The 17,571-nt window shown below is 55.8% G+C and carries 18 protein-coding genes; 4 read left to right on the top strand and 14 right to left on the bottom strand.

What is annotated here, in order from left to right; genetic code table 11:
- The first annotated feature begins 9 nt into the window (after positions 1–9).
- Together ACJAXR_RS07620 and ACJAXR_RS07615 are read left to right on the top strand one after the other, a co-directional pair.
- Positions 10–207 carry a hypothetical protein gene (locus ACJAXR_RS07620; protein ID WP_415057659.1) on the top strand — a complete coding sequence of 66 codons (198 nt, stop codon included), beginning with the start codon at positions 10–12 and terminating at the stop codon, positions 205–207.
- Positions 177–1,058: an endonuclease/exonuclease/phosphatase family protein gene (locus ACJAXR_RS07615; protein WP_415057658.1), complete on the top strand. Its 882-nt coding sequence runs from the start codon at positions 177–179 to the stop codon at positions 1,056–1,058. Before ACJAXR_RS07620 ends, ACJAXR_RS07615 begins: the two co-directional genes overlap by 31 nt.
- 70 nt (positions 1,059–1,128) lie before the next feature.
- Here the strand turns inward: ACJAXR_RS07615 and ACJAXR_RS07610 are convergent, their stop codons facing one another.
- The 3 genes from ACJAXR_RS07610 to ACJAXR_RS07600 form a co-directional block, all read right to left on the bottom strand.
- Complete coding sequence (locus ACJAXR_RS07610; protein ID WP_415057657.1) at positions 1,129–1,818, bottom strand: SDR family oxidoreductase; 690 nt, start codon at positions 1,816–1,818, stop codon at positions 1,129–1,131.
- A gap of 137 nt (positions 1,819–1,955) precedes the next feature.
- Positions 1,956–2,927 (bottom strand): NAD(P)H-dependent flavin oxidoreductase, encoded by a 972-nt coding sequence (locus ACJAXR_RS07605; protein WP_415057656.1) that lies wholly within the window; start codon positions 2,925–2,927, stop codon positions 1,956–1,958.
- Positions 2,928–3,050: 123 nt separating this feature from the next.
- Positions 3,051–3,956 (bottom strand): mechanosensitive ion channel domain-containing protein, encoded by a 906-nt coding sequence (locus tag ACJAXR_RS07600; protein ID WP_415057655.1) that lies wholly within the window; start codon positions 3,954–3,956, stop codon positions 3,051–3,053.
- A gap of 290 nt (positions 3,957–4,246) precedes the next feature.
- On the opposite strand from ACJAXR_RS07600, the gene ACJAXR_RS07595 reads away from it, so the two are divergent.
- Positions 4,247–5,473, top strand: coding sequence for an ATP-grasp domain-containing protein (locus ACJAXR_RS07595; RefSeq protein WP_415057654.1), 1,227 nt, complete (start codon positions 4,247–4,249; stop codon positions 5,471–5,473).
- A 59-nt stretch (positions 5,474–5,532) separates the two neighbouring features.
- Positions 5,533–7,557, top strand: coding sequence for a hypothetical protein (locus ACJAXR_RS07590; RefSeq protein WP_415057653.1), 2,025 nt, complete (start codon positions 5,533–5,535; stop codon positions 7,555–7,557).
- Between the two features lie 63 nt (positions 7,558–7,620).
- On the opposite strand, the gene ACJAXR_RS07585 is transcribed toward ACJAXR_RS07590, so the two are convergent.
- From ACJAXR_RS07585 to ffh, 11 genes are all read right to left on the bottom strand, one after another.
- On the bottom strand, positions 7,621–8,607 hold the full coding sequence (locus ACJAXR_RS07585) for an MBL fold metallo-hydrolase (RefSeq protein WP_415057652.1): 987 nt from the start codon (positions 8,605–8,607) through the stop codon (positions 7,621–7,623).
- An 82-nt stretch (positions 8,608–8,689) separates the two neighbouring features.
- The gene (locus tag ACJAXR_RS07580) at positions 8,690–9,274 is read right to left on the bottom strand and encodes an exopolysaccharide biosynthesis protein (RefSeq protein WP_415057651.1); all 585 of its coding nucleotides are present in this window, start codon (positions 9,272–9,274) and stop codon (positions 8,690–8,692) included.
- Between the two features lie 124 nt (positions 9,275–9,398).
- Complete coding sequence (gene thrC, locus ACJAXR_RS07575; RefSeq protein ID WP_415057650.1) at positions 9,399–10,808, bottom strand: threonine synthase; 1,410 nt, start codon at positions 10,806–10,808, stop codon at positions 9,399–9,401.
- A gap of 101 nt (positions 10,809–10,909) precedes the next feature.
- Positions 10,910–12,214, bottom strand: coding sequence for a homoserine dehydrogenase (locus ACJAXR_RS07570; RefSeq protein ID WP_415057649.1), 1,305 nt, complete (start codon positions 12,212–12,214; stop codon positions 10,910–10,912).
- 58 nt (positions 12,215–12,272) lie between these two features.
- Entirely contained in the window at positions 12,273–12,992 is a 720-nt protein-coding gene (gene dsbC, locus ACJAXR_RS07565) for a bifunctional protein-disulfide isomerase/oxidoreductase DsbC (RefSeq protein ID WP_415057648.1), read from the bottom strand.
- Positions 12,993–13,038: 46 nt separating this feature from the next.
- Positions 13,039–13,950, bottom strand: coding sequence for a site-specific tyrosine recombinase XerD (gene xerD, locus ACJAXR_RS07560; RefSeq protein ID WP_415057885.1), 912 nt, complete (start codon positions 13,948–13,950; stop codon positions 13,039–13,041).
- A 133-nt stretch (positions 13,951–14,083) separates the two neighbouring features.
- Positions 14,084–14,431: a 50S ribosomal protein L19 gene (rplS, locus tag ACJAXR_RS07555; protein ID WP_150277828.1), complete on the bottom strand. Its 348-nt coding sequence runs from the start codon at positions 14,429–14,431 to the stop codon at positions 14,084–14,086.
- Between the two features lie 32 nt (positions 14,432–14,463).
- Positions 14,464–15,213 carry a tRNA (guanosine(37)-N1)-methyltransferase TrmD gene (trmD, locus tag ACJAXR_RS07550; RefSeq protein ID WP_415057647.1) on the bottom strand — a complete coding sequence of 250 codons (750 nt, stop codon included), beginning with the start codon at positions 15,211–15,213 and terminating at the stop codon, positions 14,464–14,466.
- A gap of 3 nt (positions 15,214–15,216) precedes the next feature.
- Entirely contained in the window at positions 15,217–15,759 is a 543-nt protein-coding gene (gene rimM, locus ACJAXR_RS07545) for a ribosome maturation factor RimM (protein ID WP_415057646.1), read from the bottom strand.
- Between the two features lies 1 nt (position 15,760).
- The gene (gene rpsP / locus ACJAXR_RS07540) at positions 15,761–16,009 is read right to left on the bottom strand and encodes a 30S ribosomal protein S16 (protein ID WP_415057645.1); all 249 of its coding nucleotides are present in this window, start codon (positions 16,007–16,009) and stop codon (positions 15,761–15,763) included.
- A gap of 160 nt (positions 16,010–16,169) precedes the next feature.
- Positions 16,170–17,567: a signal recognition particle protein gene (gene ffh, locus ACJAXR_RS07535; RefSeq protein WP_415057644.1), complete on the bottom strand. Its 1,398-nt coding sequence runs from the start codon at positions 17,565–17,567 to the stop codon at positions 16,170–16,172.
- Positions 17,568–17,571: the final 4 nt, after the last annotated feature.

Here is a 17,571-nt window from a genome sequence, read left to right as displayed (position 1 = left end):
GGGCATCACATGTTCGACCTGGCCATTTTTGCGCTGAGCATGATGTTGCTTGCGGTTACCGTTTTCGCCAAGATACGGCTACGCTACTGGTGGCTACGCGCCTGTGAGTTCCCACGGGTGCAAATAGCCTGCCTGGCTGCCCTGACCGCCCTGTTGGCAACTGTGACTGACGATCCATGGCGTGCTTACAGCCTGTTTCAGTATTAGCGGTTCAGCTCTGGCAGATCTTTCCCTACACCAAGCTGGCCCCAATCCAACTGAAGGCAGCTGAGCCAGGTCACGAGAATCGCTGCGTCACCTTGCTGGTGTCGAATGTATTGACGCCCAACCGCAACGCCCAAGGGCTGATCACGCAAATTCTCGAGCACCAACCCGACATCGTATTGACCCTGGAAACGGACGACTGGTGGGGCGAAAAACTGCAGTCAGCCCTGGCCGAAGGCTGGCCGGAAATCGTCAGCGTCCCCCAGGACAATCTCTACGGCATGCACCTTTTTTCACGGCTGGAGCTCCAAGGGCTCGAAGTCAAACGATTGATCCAGGACGATATCCCCTCAATTCACGGGTGGATAATTCTTAAAAGTGGCGAGCGCATCCGCCTGCACGCACTGCATCCCCGCCCGCCCTCACCCCAGGAAAGCGATACCAGCCTATGGCGGGATGCGGAGCTGCTGCTGGTTGGCAAGGAAATACGCGAGCATGCAGGGCCGTCGTTACTGATCGGCGATTTAAATGATGTCGCCTGGTCTCGCACTACCAAACTCTTTACCCGGGTGAGCGGAATGCTCGACCCGCGACGGGGCCGCGGCATGTTCTCTACCTTCCACGCAGGACACAGGCTATTGCGCTGGCCGCTTGATCATATTTTCGTCACCGAGCATTTCACCCTTGGCCAAATGCAGCGACTGAAAGAATTCGGCTCTGATCATTTTCCAATACTTGCCACCCTCTGCTACCACCCATCACGCAGCGACGAAAATGACACACCGCGACCGGATGCAGAGGACAAGGCAGACGTCAAAGAAACCATACACACGGCAAAAACGGCAGCAAGTTGAGCTGTCCAAAGCGGACGCTTGCAACCCCGTGCGACCAACCTCCCCATTCGAACGCGGTTGCGATGAACGCCTATTCCACGGCAGGCGTCGGCCTGATCAATACCTCGTTCACATCCACATGCGGCGGTTGCGAGAGCGCATAGAGTACCGCGCGGGCAATATCCTCTGGCTTCAGGGCGCGTTCCGGTGGCTGATCGAAGAATGCCGTATCAACCATGCCCGGCTCGATCAGGGTGACGCGTATTCCACTGCCGCGAACCTCTTCACGCAGCCCATAGCCGATTGCCGAGACAGCCCATTTTGTCGCGCTATACATTGAGCCTGCAATAGTCACCCGACCCGCCGCCGAGCCCGTCAGCAATACATGCCCCCGGCTCTCGCGCAAGGCAGGCATGCATGCCTGCACGGTCATCCCGACACCCAGTATGTTAGTCAGAACCATGTCACGCCAGACATCCGGGTCAGCCGAGCTGAATCCTCCGGACTCACCGCTCCGGCCGGCATTGGCAAAAACAGCGTCAATCTGGCCAAAGCCCTCCTGCGCCTCACGCGCTAGCCTGAGCTGATCATCCCGATCCTGCACATCGCAGGTGACAACGATGACCCTTTCCTCGCCGCCAAGCTCCTGCTGCAGACTTCGCAGCTTGTCCTTCGAGCGGGCAGCCAATACCAGCCGGTATCCGGCTTTCGAAGCTTGACGGGCTGTGGCGGCGCCAATACCGGAGGAAGCTCCAGTTATCAACAGGACGGGGTCTAACATGATTATCTCCTTTCTTAAGATACTATCCATATTGGATGCCGCATTAAGGAGACGGTTCGCAGGGATCAGTGCGGGTGTACTTCAAGATATGACAGGTAACCTGGTAGGCTACCTGTCGGTCTAACGGTGGGCAGCGATCAGAGCATCGAGCTCAGGCGCTGACGAATCAGCATATTCGCCTCGGCCATGATGCGGTCGATCAATTGCTGACACGTGGGAACATCATGAATCAGGCCGGCGACCATGCCACAAGACCAGGCACCCAACTCCATCTCGCCGTCTTTCATGATACGGGGATACACCCCCGCCACTTCGTTGGCAATGTCCTTGAATTCCAGATCCTTGCCCAGGCGCTTCTCTTTTTCGATGATCCGCTCTACCGCCGCATTATTGAGCACGCGTTCGGTGTTGCGCAGCGAGCGCATGACCAGACGAGTATCCAGTTCGCTGGCGTCGACGATAGCCTTCTTAACGTTCTCGTGAACCGGAGCCTCCTGGGTGGCGATGAAGCGCGTACCCATGTTCATACCCTCGGCACCCATAGCCAGCGCCGCAACCAGCGAACGCCCATCAGCCATGCCACCGGAGGCCACGAAGGGGATTTCCAGTTCGTCTGCGGCCCGCGGAAGTAGAATCATATTGGGAATATCATCTTCACCCGGGTGACCTCCACACTCGAAACCGTCGACGGATACCGCATCACAACCAATTTTCTGAGCCTTCAGCGCGTGACGTACCGAGGTGCATTTGTGGATCACCTTGATACCCGCATCCTTAAGATAAGGCATGTACTGCTCTGGGCTACGACCCGCGGTTTCAACGAATTTGACACCACCTTCGATAATTGCCTTGATGTAGCCTGGATAGTCCGGCGAACTGATCGACGGCAGAAAAGTCAGATTGACCGCAAATGGCTTGTCAGTCATATCCCGGCAGCGAGCAATCTCATTGGCCAGGTCGGCTGCTGTCTTCTGCGTCAAGCCGGTGATGGTGCCCAGCCCGCCTGCGTTGGATACCGCTGCAGCCAGCTCGGCAAAGCCGACGTAATGCATGCCGCCCTGAATGATAGGGTGTTGAATGCCGAACATTTCAGTAATACGCGTTTTCACGATCGGTTGCCTCTTGTGATGGAATCCCGGACGGGCGCCGGGGCAAAAAATGTTGTCACTAAATTCGTGCGCCCCAAATTACAAGGATTTATCCGCCAATGCCACCACACAGTCTTGCCAGGCTCATACATCCTCGGAACGGCCTGCACCGATGTAATCAGATTTGCGCGCCCCATCCTCATGACGCACAGGAAGAAAATCCTGTTCGGCGAACACATCACCAAGAATGGCTTGCTCAAGAAAGCCCCGCTGCCCCACTTTAACCGGCACCCGCACGACCAGATGAACTGCCTCCGGTGTCGGCACTTGAAGTGTTACCCGCGGCTCTACCGAAGGTACCGCGAGACCTCTGTTGGCGCTAACCTTGATCATATAACTGCGAACCTGCTCAAGATAGGAAGCACAATGGCGATTGGCCGATTCCAGACAAAGCTGCTGCGCCGTCCGCCAATCATCGCCCCGACTAAACGGTATGCTGAACACGTGAAAACCATAATTTTCCGTAAAGCTCTCATTGATCACCGGCTCGGAAACAAACAATGCGTTGGGAATCACGATCATCCGGCTGGTGCGCTGCTGCAAGGCCCCGGGACCAACTTCCAGCACGGTAGTGACCAGCAGGCTCTGGTCGATCACATCACCCCGAAACTCTTTCACCTGAATTCGATCTCCCAGATTGAATGAGCGCGATCCACTTTTCAGCATCGAACCGGTCAAACACAAGATCAGCTCCTTGGTGGCCACCACAAAGGCAACCGCAATCGCGACGATCGACAACGCCAGGGTTCGCAACTCGTCACCCCAGATAATCACCAGCCCCAGCAGCGTGAGGAGCAGGAAGCCGTTGCGCGAATTAACCAGCCAGCGACCACGCAGCTCCGGGGAAGCCACGGTACGACGAATAAAACGTGCCGTCAGTCTCCGGGCAAGCATGACTACCGTCAGCAATAGCAGGGTACTGATCAACAACCTCAGCACACCGTCCGGGAGGACAAAGCCCGCAAGCAAAAGGTTAAGGTCTTGCGGCATTCTATTTCCCCATCAAGATTAGTGTACGGCAAATCATCCTGAACTCCCGGCCAGGCGTCAACGCCAGTGATTGATTGCCACTATTGGCCAACCCAGCAACAGTCGGCAACCGATCTACTAAGGCAAAGTATTTCTCTACTTTATTTCGTTCTCTAATAGCTTTAATAAATGCTTGCCCCTTCAATCGTAAAGCTCGCCTGTTAGCCGGGGCCTGTTTGATGATGTATAGTCGTTACACATATAAATTATACGTTCGCAGGAACAGCTCCTGCCTCTCATGGAGATCGCATATGAAGAAGGATCCAACCAAGGGTTTTATTGCTCTGCTCGGATGGGCACCTAACGCTGTCGAGGCTGCCGCCACCTTTGATCGTCGCTATGTAGTTGTCGCGCCCGAGTGGGCTGAAGAATATTGCAAGACACACGATATTCCCTACGTGCCATGGAACTTCGAGCGTCTGAATGATCGCTCGGTAGAGATAGCTCAGACCCTAAAGGACATGGGCGTTGATGTTGCTATCCCCCTTTTTGAGGAAACCGTTGAGTGGGCGGGTGCAATCAACTCGGTATTACTGGATAACCCCCGTCTATTCGGCCAATCAATGTTGATGCGCGACAAGTCCTTGATGAAGAGACGCGCTCAGCTAGGCGGCATCCGTGTTGGCATCTTCGAAGAAGCCCACGACCGCGCCGACGTTATCCGCTTTCTCAAACGCGTGAATCAGACTCTACTCAAGCTGGACGGCGACCCGAATGACCCCATTCACTTCAAGGCTTTTGATAAAGCAGGTTGTCTGGGACACCGAGTTATCCGTACCCCGGATGATGTGGATGCGATCCCCGATGACGAATTTCCGTCCTTGATGGAATCGCATCTCGACGGTTGGGAATTTGCAGTCGAGGCCTGGGTCCACAACGGCAAGATATGTTTCCTGAATATCTCCGAGTACGTGCGCCTGGGCTATTCGGTCCACGTCCCCGCCTCGCCTGAACTGGAGAAGTATCGGCCGCAGATCGTCGACCAAATCAAGAAGCTGATCAAGACGTTCGATATCGAGTTCGGGATGATCCACCCCGAGTACTTCGTTACCAGCGATGGTGAGATGTACTTCGGCGAGGTCGCTTACCGCCCACCGGGATTCAAGGTCTTTGAACTGCTGGAGCGCGTGTATAAGGGCTTCAATGCCTACCATGCATCTATGTTGGTGTTCGATCCAAAATCGACCGAAGCGGAAGTGCAAGCCTACTTTCCGAACGAGGTTGAAGATGCCAGCGGCTACGCCGGTTGCTTTGGTGTTTACCCCCGTCGCCGAGTCGTCAGCAAGCTGGAGATTCCGTCGGAGACTGAAGATCACCCCTACTTTGAGTCCCATGAATTGACCACGCCGGTCGAAGAGATGGTGACCAAGCGCACTGCGTTCGGTACCCACTGGGGACTGGTGTATTTCGTCGGCGAAAACTCCACTGAAATGCACAAATTGCTCAAGCGTCAGGAAGAACTGGATTTCTATATATAGCGCACAGCTCTTCGGGCCCCTATCATGGGCAGCAACCGAATCAATTGAGGAGAGTGTGCGTGGTTGAGCAGGATACGCAGAACAATCCGGAGAACGACAAGCTTGTCTTGTTGCTCTCACGGTTTGACGAGGCTCTCGAGCTACTGGAGCGCGCACCGGATTTTGCCAAGTCAGGCAAGCTGGGGCGCGTCTTCGACACCGCACGTCGAGTGCTCATGGTGCCTGGCGGTTGCGGCCAACTGCAGGCGCGTGCGGGGGCTCTGGAAATATCCGGCGTCTTTATCGGCTCTGACTGGGCCAGCCCAGAGACACTGGTGCCCGCCCTGACTACCCATACTCTAATGGGCGCAGACGCGCATACCCTGGTCATCGAAGCACTGAGCGAGCTCAGACTGCTTGCAGTCGCACACGGACATTACGAGCACCCGACTGTGTCGGCTGAGTATTCACATCACTTTCTGACCCAGGTGCTCGCTAGCAATGTGAATTTGCTTTTTTCTACGCCAAGCGAAGCAGAACGGGAGACCCAAGGACAACTTGCCGAGCTACCTCGCAATCTGCTGCAGCATCTTGCAAGCTCGATTGGTTATGAGCATATCATCGAGAAATTGATTGGCGAAATCTGGCGCATCCTACGACAGCGACCAATACAAGTCGATTCGGTCAAGCGCATGATCACGCAAATCGCCGTGTGTCAGGCCAACCCTGAAATAGATATGGGTACCAGTGGACAAGGCGCAGATCGACTAGTCAGCAGCCTGTTTGGCCCTACTGATGCTTGTCGTGAAGATCCCGGTATCGCTATATATCAGGAACGGCTCGACTATATGGATAACGCTGCACTGCAAAGCGAGGCGACAGGCTTTGCCAGGGCAATGCACGATACCGGACTAGCGTCTGCCTATCACGCAGTCCTGATGCGTCACCTGCTCAAGCAGGGAGAGCATCTGCTAGCTGAAGCAATGGGACTCTCTGCTACCGGTCGCGACTGCCTTCTGTGCTATCGCGAACTGGTCCTGGCACTGATCGATAAGGGCGTTACTGCCGGCACGCCACAGGCGATCTACGGTCTGGCTCTGATGCTGGAGCGTGGCATTTTGTTCCAGCTTCCATTAGCGCCTGCCATGTGGCGTCAACTGGGCTTGCCCTTGTCTGATTGGTCTCGGGAGCGACTGACGATAGCATTTGGTACTGCGGTGCCCGCTGAGTCACTGCTGCTGGAAGGGGTGCTTTGCATGCTCGGCCAACCCCTCGGAGTAGGTCAGGGCAACAACCCAACCTGCCAGTCAGCACGGGCACTTTCGATGTGGGCTTACAATGATCCGGATTATCTGTTGCAAATGGTCACTTGGGCGGCACGTGACGACGAAATCATCATGCATTTCGAAGGCCAACCGATCTCTTCAATGGCTAGCTTGAGCGGGGTAGCTAAAACGCTGCCGATCGATCTGGACTCCGTCTCGCTGTTGGTGGTGCCGCATCTGGACCGTATTTATGCAGAGATGGGCCGGCGCTGTATCGGTCGCGAGGGCGACCCCCACCGCTGGGTCAATCCGGAGTTCCATGGCTGGTGGTCCGGACGCGGATTCCGTCTCAACGTCGACGTACCGACCGGTAATCTGGTGGATCTGGATGATTTTCTTCGCCACTTCTACGCTGCTTACCATCCGTATCACAATGGCAATCAACCCCTTATCCATCCTCAACCAGCAGGTATCGCGGTCACCGACAGCGCCGCTCGCTTCATCGGCTGGCATGCGATCACCATCTTACGGGTGACTCTGGACCAGACTGATCAGATGCGGTTGTATTTTTATAATCCGAATAACGACAGCGGCCAAAACTGGGGCGACGGCGTCACAGTCAGTACCGCAGGACATGGCGAGCGATACGGCGAAGCTTCACTACCCTTCGCTCAGTTTCTGTCCAGGCTTTACATATTCCACTACGACACACTAGAACACGGTGAACCGGCTTCAGTCACTCGCGAGGAGCTAGACGAAGTCATCGGTTATATACAGCGCAGCTGGGGAGCTGAACGCATGGCAGGTTATGAGTTCGAACAGACCACGACGGCACACTAACAACATCCCATGTCGGACGCCGGAACTACCTTCCGGCGTTTTTCTGCTCAGTAGCTAACTCGGTTATCGGTCCGAACGCAAAGGGCCGTACTCCACAGGAACCCAAGAAAACGCAGCACCCTCGCGGCGGACATGACCCAGGCCGGGAAAGGGCAAATGCGCACCGGCAACCCAGAAGCGGTTCTTTGCCGCCTCGTTGAATAGCTGTTTGCGCGTGTTCAATGCTGCATCGCCGTCCACGTCAAACTCGATGGTGACATCAGGACGAGCAAACTGCACCGTGTGGCTATGCACAATATCACCCCAGACCATCAAATCCTGTCCCTCCGACTGAAACATATAAGCACTATGACCAGGGGTATGTCCGTTGGCCGGGACAGTGCGCACGCCCGGCATCAACTCGGTGTTCCGACCGTACTGCTTTAACCGGTTACGCTCGACATAAGGCTCCACAGCAGCCTGCGCCATAGCGAAAAACGGCTGAACGGCCTCTGGCATCGTCGCGGCAAGCTCTTTGTCCAGCCAGTGGGCGGCCTCGGCCCGCGGCACATGGACCGTGGCATTGGGGTAGGTAGCCGACCCATCGCTATTACGCAATCCGCAGGCATGGTCGGGGTGCAGATGGGTCAACAGCACCATGCTGACCTGCTCTGGCTCATAGCCCGATGCTTTAAGATTGGCGGAGATATTTCCCAGAGTCGGCCCAAAACATTGCGCCGCCCCCACATCAACCAATACCAACTCGTTACCAGTGTTGATCAGGTAGGCATTAACCGCAGTTTGAATACCTCCGTCACCCGAGATGAACATCTTGTTCAACAGCGATTGCAGATTGTCCGCATCGATTCCTCGGAGCAACGTCTGGTCAAGATCGATATACCCATCATAAAGAGCCGTTACTTCAAAATCGCCCAGATTCATCCGGTAGTATCCGGGCACCTGACTTTGCTGTTTCGCTACCGGGGCCGCTTGTGTCAACAGCGACACCAAAGCCAGTACAGCGATTCCGCACTGTTTCAAGATCCGCGTGACACTGTTGTTCATTCTCATCTGCAATTCCTTGGCTATTATTTTTTATACGGCTCGAACAAGAGTCAGATCTTTCACGCGATACTGCAAGGAGATCGACTCGTCACAAGGCGTTAGATATGACTAAGCCGAAAGTGGCTCCAATCACAGTAAATGCGATCAAAGCCAGCAAGCCATCCTGAGCCATCAACGCCAGGCCCAGTGCCGCCAACACCACTCCAATAGCTGAAGCGCTAAGTGGCACCAGCTCAAACATGGGCATGACCAATGCGATACAAACACACAATGCAGCCGTCAAATAGACGCCCATCCTACTAACCAGCAGGGTCAGCCGCACGCGCACCAGACCATCGATAAAGCGGGCAGGCGTGTTTATCCAGCGTAGGCCCTTTCGCACCTGAGCCTCGCTCAGGGAGCGCTCGAGCAACCATCGTGGTAACCAGAAATAACGACGTCCAATCAACAACTGCACTGCAATCAGCAGGATGAATGCCGCACTGAGCGACGCCGTACCTGGAATCCCGCTCAGAGACGAAGTCAGTGTCAAACCGAGCACTAGCAACAGGGGCCCAAAGGACCGATGACCAACGGACTCGACCACGACGCCGAGAGAACCCTGGCCTTGGTCGCTGGCCAAGGCAGCAATGTGATTGAAAAACTGTTCCAGATTACGTAATTCCCGGACCATAACATCCTCTATTCAGCACAAGGCGTAGTCAGCACAACGCCTGATTACTGCCTGGGATGCCTGTCGAGCGTCAAGGTTCGATTGAATTCAAACAGCCGGGCACCTGGCCCGACCCTGCCTTGAATCAAAGCGGTTTGCCGCGATTGCCGTGAGCTGCAACGAACGATTGAATACCGTGCAAGTCGTTGGCCAATACAGTGAAACGTTCCTCACGTTCGAACAGGTCGAGAAGGTGCGGCGGCAGCGCTGGTTCCACATCCACATCAGCCTTGATTAGGGCCTCTGGAAACTTCACCGGATGAGCCGTGCCCAGCGTGATCATTGGCAGCGACATGGAACGACGACACTCTCGTGCAGCGCGCACACCTATCGCAGTATGCGGATCCAGCAGCTCACCCGTCTTGCGGTAGACCTCGGTGATGGTCGCACATGTTGCTTCATCATCCACGGCAAGTGAGTCAAATAGTCTGCGTGTTTCAGTCCAGCGCTCTTCCTCAACGCTGAGCGTGCCCGACTGTCTGAATTCGGTCATCAATTGCGCGACGGCCAGGCCGTTACGACCATGCATATCAAACAACAGACGTTCGAAATTCGACGACACCATAATGTCCATCGACGGCGAAAGGGAAGCGTGCAGAATATCCTTGGCGTACTGATTACCACTCATGAAACGATGCAGTATGTCATTGCGATTGGTCGCAACGATCAACTGGCTGATGGGCAATCCCATGTTACGTGCCAAGTAGCCGGCAAAAATATCACCGAAGTTACCCGTAGGCACCGAAAAGGCCATCGACCGTGCCGGCCCGCCGAGCTGCAACGCTGCATGAAAATAATAGACGATCTGAGCCATGATGCGCGCCCAATTGATCGAATTGACAGCCACTAGCCTCGTGCCCTTGAGGAACCCCTGATCGGCGAAGCTATTTTTGACCATTTCCTGACAGTCGTCAAAATTACCCTCAACGGCGATATTGTGAATATTGTCACCCTTGATCGTCGTCATCTGCCGACGCTGCACTTCCGATACACGGTTGTGTGGATGCAGGATGAAGATATCCACATTTTCGCAATGCTTGCAGCCTTCGATCGCAGCCGAGCCGGTGTCACCCGAGGTCGCACCCATGATCACTACACGCTCGCCACGCTTGAGCAGAAAATGATCGAGTAGACGACCAAGAAGCTGCAGCGCAAAATCCTTGAAGGCCAGCGTCGGGCCGTGGAACAGCTCCAGCACCCATTCGTTAGCACCCAGTTGCCGCAGGGGTGCGATAGACGGGTGCTCGAAAACCTCGTAGGTCTCCTTAAGAATCCGCTTGAAATCGGCATCGCTGATGCTGCCTGCCACAAAGGGATGCATCACGTTGAAAGCCAACTCGTGGTAGGGCAAACCAGCCCAGGACGCAATCTCCTCCTGAGTGAATCGGGGCAGATTCTCAGGCACGTATAGCCCGCCGTCGGTCGCCAGACCGGTCAACAGCACATCTTCGAAGTTCAGAGCCGGAGCCTGGCCCCGGGTGCTTATATAGCGCATCGTTCAAACCCTTGGATAGGGGCTGCAAGTGTCAGCCGCCCGTTCACGGCAAGGGGATTTGTGCCCGATGTCGGCCGGCCGGCATGGTCAATTGCCGCTAATCAGTTCAGTTGTTCAACCCGGATCCGCATCAGCGGCGAGGCCACTTCGTCCAGCGCCTCGAGAGCCTCGATGGCATCATTCATCTTCTGCTCGCGTACGCGGTGCGTCATGATAATGAGTGGCACCAGTCCAGCCTCCTCCTCGACCTCCTTCTGCAGAATCGATTCGATGTTGATGCCGCGCTCGGACAGGATAGTCGCCACCTTGGCCAGTACGCCGGGGCGATCCTTGGCCTGGATACGCAAATAATAGGCGGTCTCGACAGCACCGACCGGCAATACCACCAGATCCGACAGCGAGTCCGCGCGAAACGCCAGATGCGGAACCCGATTATTCGGATCAGTCGTCAGCGTGCGAACCACATCGATCACATCGGCAACAACCGACGAAGCAGTCGGTTCGGCGCCGGCGCCAGCACCGTAATAGAGTGTAGAACCAACGGCGTCGCCGTTGACCATAATCGCGTTCATCACGCCGTTCACATTGGCAATCAGCCGACCGGCCGGAATCAACGTGGGATGTACGCGCAGCTCTACCCCGTCGGGGGTCCGCCGTGCGATACCCAGGTGTTTGATGCGATAGCCGAATGCTTCAGCGTAGCGTACATCGGCGGTGGTCAGCTTGCTGATACCTTCTGTGTAAGCCTTGTCGAATTGCAACGGAATACCAAAAGCGATCGATGCCAGAATCGTCAACTTGTGCGCAGCATCGATACCTTCTACATCAAAGGTCGGGTCCGACTCGGCATAGCCGAGCACTTGCGCTTCGGCGAGCACGTCATCAAAGGTACGGCCCTTGTCGCGCATCTCCGTCAGAATGAAATTGCCGGTACCATTGATAATGCCGGCAACCCAGTCGATCTGGTTGGCCGCCAAACCTTCACGCAAGGCTTTGATAATCGGGATACCACCTGCAACCGAGGCTTCGAACGCCACCATAACACCCTGCTTGCTCGCCGCCTCGAAGATCTCGTTACCGTGCACCGCAATCAGCGCCTTGTTGGCGGTAACCACATGCTTGCCGTTGGCAATCGCCTGCATGACGACCTCAAAGGCGACAGTGCTGCCGCCAATCAGCTCGATAATCACATCAATATCGGGGTTATTAACCACCTCGAACACGTCGCCGGTAATGGGCGTATCCCCGGTATTACAGGCAGGGTTCAGATGGCGCGCGGCAATTTGCGCAACCTCGATGCCGCGCCCGGCCCGCCGAGAAATCTCGACTGCATTACGCTGCAGAACGTTGAATGTGCCACCGCCAACGGTGCCCAAACCACATATACCTACTTTCACCGGTTTCAAACTGAGGTCCCCACTTGATCTAATGATTGATTATTGGACTGCACTGCGATCCTTTCAATTACTGGTTCGCCAGAGCCTCTTCGGCAAGCACCTTAGCTGGTTTGTAGCCAGCTACCAGCGTGCCATTTGCCAAGAAAATCGCCGGCGTACCATTAACGCCAAGCTGCACGCCCATCTGATACTGCTGTGCCACAGGATTGTCGCAACTGGCGCTGGCAATGGTATTACCCAGCTTGGCTTCGGTCATTGTCTTCTTCGGATCTTCCGCACACCAGATCGATTCCATGGTCCGCGCGCTTTCACCCGTCGGACCGCTGCGCGGGAAAGCCGCGTAGCGTACTTCAATGCCCAGCTCATTTAGCTCTTCTATTTCGCTGTGAAGCAACCGGCAGTAGCCGCAGTCCACATCAGTAAAAATGGTCACGTGAGTCTTGGGTTCTTTCGGCGCGAAGATCACTAACTCCTTGCGCGGAATCTTGTTTAAAGAATCGCCAATCGCCTTGCTTTCTGCTGCGGCGGTGAGATTACTGAGCTTGCCATTGCTGACATCAAACAGCGCGCCCTGAACCAGAAACTGGCCGTCTTCGCTGGCATAGATGATGCGCCCGCTGTCCATCTGCACCTGAAAAAGCCCAGCAAGCGGTGATTCGCTAATGTTCTGCACCTGCATGGGCAAATTGAGCTTGGCTAGGCTGGCGCGGATAGCATCGGCCGGCGCTGCCATAACGATCTGCGCACTGAACATGAGCAGCAAAGTGGTAACTAATTTGGCTCGCATTATGGGTCCTCTTCAAGACGTTCAAGCTTAGCATGAAACATCGGCCTCACCCACGAGGATGATGGCTGGCATGCAGATCACGCAAACGCTGGCGCGCCACGTGCGTGTAGATCTGCGTTGTAGACAGATCGCTATGGCCCAGCAGCATCTGCACCACACGCAGATCAGCGCCATGGTTGAGCAGATGTGTTGCAAAGGCATGGCGCATGGTATGCGGTGACAGGGTACCGCGGATACCCGCTTGTCTCGCATGCAGCTTGATCCGATACCAAAAAGTTTGACGGGTCATTTCCGTGCCCCGGCGACTGGGAAATACAACATCTCCGGCCTGACCTCCTAGCAAGGCAGCGCGACCCTCACGTAAATAGCGTTCAATCCAGCTCAGCGCCTCCTCGCCAAGCGGCACCAACCGCTCCTTGCTACCCTTGCCAGTCACCCTCACCACCCCCTGACGCAGATTGAGCTGATCCAGCCGCAACCCTGTCAGCTCGCTTACGCGCAGACCGCAGGCATACAACACTTCGAGCATGCATCGATCGCGCAAGCCCAAACTGTCCTCGACATCGGGTGCAGCAAGCAGAGCTTCGACATCGGCCTCACTGAGTGCCTTGGGCAAAGGACGACCCATCTTGGGCAAGGCGATATCCAGCGTGGGGTCTTGAGCAATCAGATTCTGGCGCAGGGCATGCCGATAGAACCCGCGCAGACAAGATAGCAACCTGGCGGTAGACCGTGCCTGGTAGCCCTTGTTGATGCGCCAACCAAGATGCTCCATGAGATCAGCCCGACTAGCCCCGAAGAGTCTAGCGTTGCGGGTGGCAAGCCAACCAGCCAGGTGTTCCAGGTCAGTCCGGTAAGCGTCCAGTGTCGGCCGCGCCAGACCACGCTCCAGCCAAAGGTTATCAATATAACCGGCGATAATGCGCTGTTCCTTTTCGCTTACAACTGCCCGCGGCATCGGATGCTGCATGGACGATAAGCCCGTAATAGCCATGTCACACCCCGTGAGAACCAACCGTTCTTGGCATCATACGCCAGACAATAAAAAAGCAGCCCGAGGGCTGCTTTTATCGTACCGAAGAGCGGACTGATCAGCCCAGCTTTTCCTTGATACGTGCAGCACGACCTGACAGTGCACGCAGGTAGTAAAGCTTGGCTTTACGAACATCACCACGACGCTTGACGGTCAGGCTATCAATCAACGGCGAATAACTCTGGAACGTACGCTCGACGCCTACACCGCTGGAGATCTTACGCACGGTGAACGCGGAGTTCAGACCCCGGTTACGCTTGCCGATAACCACGCCTTCAAAGGCCTGCAGACGCTCACGCTCACCTTCTTTCACTTTAACCTGAACGATCACGGTGTCACCCGGAGCGAACTCGGGTAACTTCTTGCTCATCTGCTCAGCTTCGATCTGGGCAATAATGTTAGACATTTAAAACTCCTGCACAAGCCGTCGGACTTGAATCAATGGTTATCGGTTTCCCGTTCGCGGATAAATTCCGCCAACAGCTGTTGCTGTTCTTTGCTCAGCGTTAAATCCTCGAGCAACTCTGGCCGACGTTGCCAGGTTCTGCCCATGGACTGCTTGAGGCGCCAGCGCCGGATCAATTCATGGTTACCACTAAGCAGCACCTCCGGTACGCGCCGCTCTGCAATCTCTTCCGGCCGAGTGTAGTGTGGACAATCCAACCACCCCTCCGAAAACGAATCCTCTACCGCTGAGTCCGCATGCCCAAGCACGCCAGGAATCAGTCTGGTAACCGAGTCAAGAAGCACCATGGCTCCCAACTCCCCCCCCGACAACACGTAGTCGCCAAGGGAAACCTCTTCATCAACGCACATCTCAATAATGCGTTCGTCGATTCCTTCGTAACGCCCGCAAAGCAGCACCAGGCTGTCCAGCGAAGCCAACTCCTGCACCCGCTTCTGGGTCAGAGGCTGGCCCTGGGGCGACAGATAAATCACCCTGGGCGGCGAAGGCGCCTGCGCTGTGATCGCTTCGATCGCCTCCAGCAATGGCTCGACCTTCATCAACATGCCGGGACCACCGCCGAAAGGCCGGTCATCTACCGTGCGATGCCGGTCGTGGGCGTGCTCACGGGGATTACTGAATACGACCTCCAGCTGCCCTCGCTTGACTGCGCGCCCAGTCACACCGTACTCGGTTAACGCAGCAAACATCTCCGGAAAAAGCGTTACTACACCGGCCCACACCGGTCAGAATTCCGGGTCCCAATCAACCTGCATCACTCCTGACTGCAAATCGATGGATTTAACGTACAGGTCCGGTAAATAGGGCAGCAGGCGTTCACGCTGATCCAGACTACCTTCACACGGCCTGACCACCATGACATCGTTGGATCCCGTCTCAAGCAGATGATCGATTCGACCCAGCAATTCGCCCTGGACCGTTATCACCTGCAAGCCTTCCAGCTGATGCCAGTAGTATTCGCCAACATCGAGATCGGGCAGCGCATCTTGCACTACACAAATCTCGAAACCCACCATGCCCAGCGCCTGATCACGATCGGTCACCCCCTCAAGGTTGACCACCAGTATCCGGCCCTGCACTCGCGCATCAAGAAACTTGATGGTTCGGGTCTGTTGACCTTTGCGGAGTATCCACTCGGGATAGTCCAGCACGTTATCCAGCGGGTCCGTGTCGGAGTACACCTTGACCGAACCGCGAACACCATGCACCGAAACAATCTTGCCGAGAACCACCAAAGGTGATCCGGACGACTCCGGCAGGTTGTTCATATCAGGCAGAAGCCTGATTTTCCTTCAACAAACATGCTACGCGCTCGGAGGGCTGTGCGCCCTGGCTCAGCCAGTAAGTAACGCGTTCCTGGTCGACAGACAGGCGAGTTTCGGCACCGTTTGCTACTGGGTTAAAGAAGCCAACGCGCTCAACGAAACGGCCATCACGGGCGTTGCGGCTGTTAGCGACAGTCAGGTGATAGAAGGGGCGCTTCTTGGAGCCACCACGAGCAAGACGAATGGTTACCATGTGGACATCGTTTCCTGTATTTGAATAACACTCATTGAATCAATTACGGGCCACTACCTGGGATGCAGGTCTATTGTGCCCGAAAGGTCGCGTATTCTACGGAATATCGCGGCTATTGAAAACTGTTTTCTGAACTGCAGTCAGGCTGCTGGCAAAACGCCTAGAACTTGGGCATGCCACCACCGCCGGGGGGCATCATGCCACCGCCGCCGCCCATACCACCCATACCGCGCATCAGCTTGGCCATACCACCCTTGCCGCTGACCTTCTTCATCATCTTCTGCATCTGCTTATGCTGCTTGATCACACGACCAATATCCTGGATCTGAGTACCCGAACCCGCCGAAATACGGCGTTTACGCGACCCACTGATGATATCCGGGTTACGCCGCTCGGCCTGCGTCATTGAGTTAATGATCGCTTCCATACGGGTAAACTGCTTTTCCGCCTCAGTCTGTGCGGTTTCCATCTGGGACGGATTGATCTTACCCATCATCGGCAGCTTATCCATCATCGAACCGAGTCCACCCATACCGCGCATTTGCTGCAGCTGGTCGCGAAAGTCCTCGAGATCGAAGCCTTTACCTTTCTTCAGCTTCTTGGCGAGCTTCTCGGCCTTGTCCTTGTCGAGCTTCTGTTCGGCCTGTTCGATAAGACTGAGCACATCTCCCATGCCGAGGATGCGTGAAGCGATCCGATCGGGATGGAAAGGCTCCAAGGCATCGGTCTTTTCACCCACACCCAAAAACTTAATTGGTTTACCCGTGATGTGCCGCACCGACAACGCCGCACCACCCCGTGAGTCGCCATCAACCTTGGTCAGAATCACGCCGGTCAGCGGCAGCGCCTCATTGAACGCCTGTGCGGTCAGGGCCGCATCCTGACCTGTCATGGCGTCGACCACGAACAGCGTCTCGGCCGGCTTGGCCGCCGCGTGAACAGCGCGAATCTCGTCCATCATGTCAGCATCGATCGCCAAACGACCGGCGGTGTCGATGATCAGCACATCCATGAAGCGGTTGCGCGCTTCCCGCAAGGCAGCCTGGACGATATCGACCGGTTTCTGACCGGCATCGGACGGGAAGAAGGTTACTCCGACTTCCGCCGCCAGGGTCTCAAGCTGCTTGATCGCCGCCGGACGGTACACGTCGGCACTGACCACCATGACCTTTTTCTTCTGCCGCTCGCGCAAGGTCTTACCCAGCTTGGCAACAGAGGTGGTTTTACCCGCACCCTGCAGACCGGCCATTAGAATCACCGCCGGCGGCGTAACGGCCAGATTGAGACCTTCGGCCTCCCCCATGACAGCTTCAAGTTCGGCCTTGATGATCTTGACGAATACCTGACCTGGAGACAGGCTGCGAGACACTTCCTGACCCACTGCGCGTTCGCGCACCTGGTCAACGAACGCCTTGACCACCGGCAGGGCAACATCCGCTTCCAGCAAGGCCATGCGGACTTCACGCAGGGTATCCTTGATGTTTTCTTCTGTTAGCTTGGCCCGACCTGTTACGCCCCGCAGACTATGGGACAGACGCTCGGTAAGATTGTCGAACATACTG

The organism is Halopseudomonas sp. (genome assembly GCF_047631575.1).
Classification (GTDB): Bacteria; Pseudomonadota; Gammaproteobacteria; order Pseudomonadales; family Pseudomonadaceae; genus Halopseudomonas.
The sequence above is the reverse complement of the archived record's forward strand: the minus strand, read 5'-3'. Positions and strand labels throughout refer to the sequence as shown.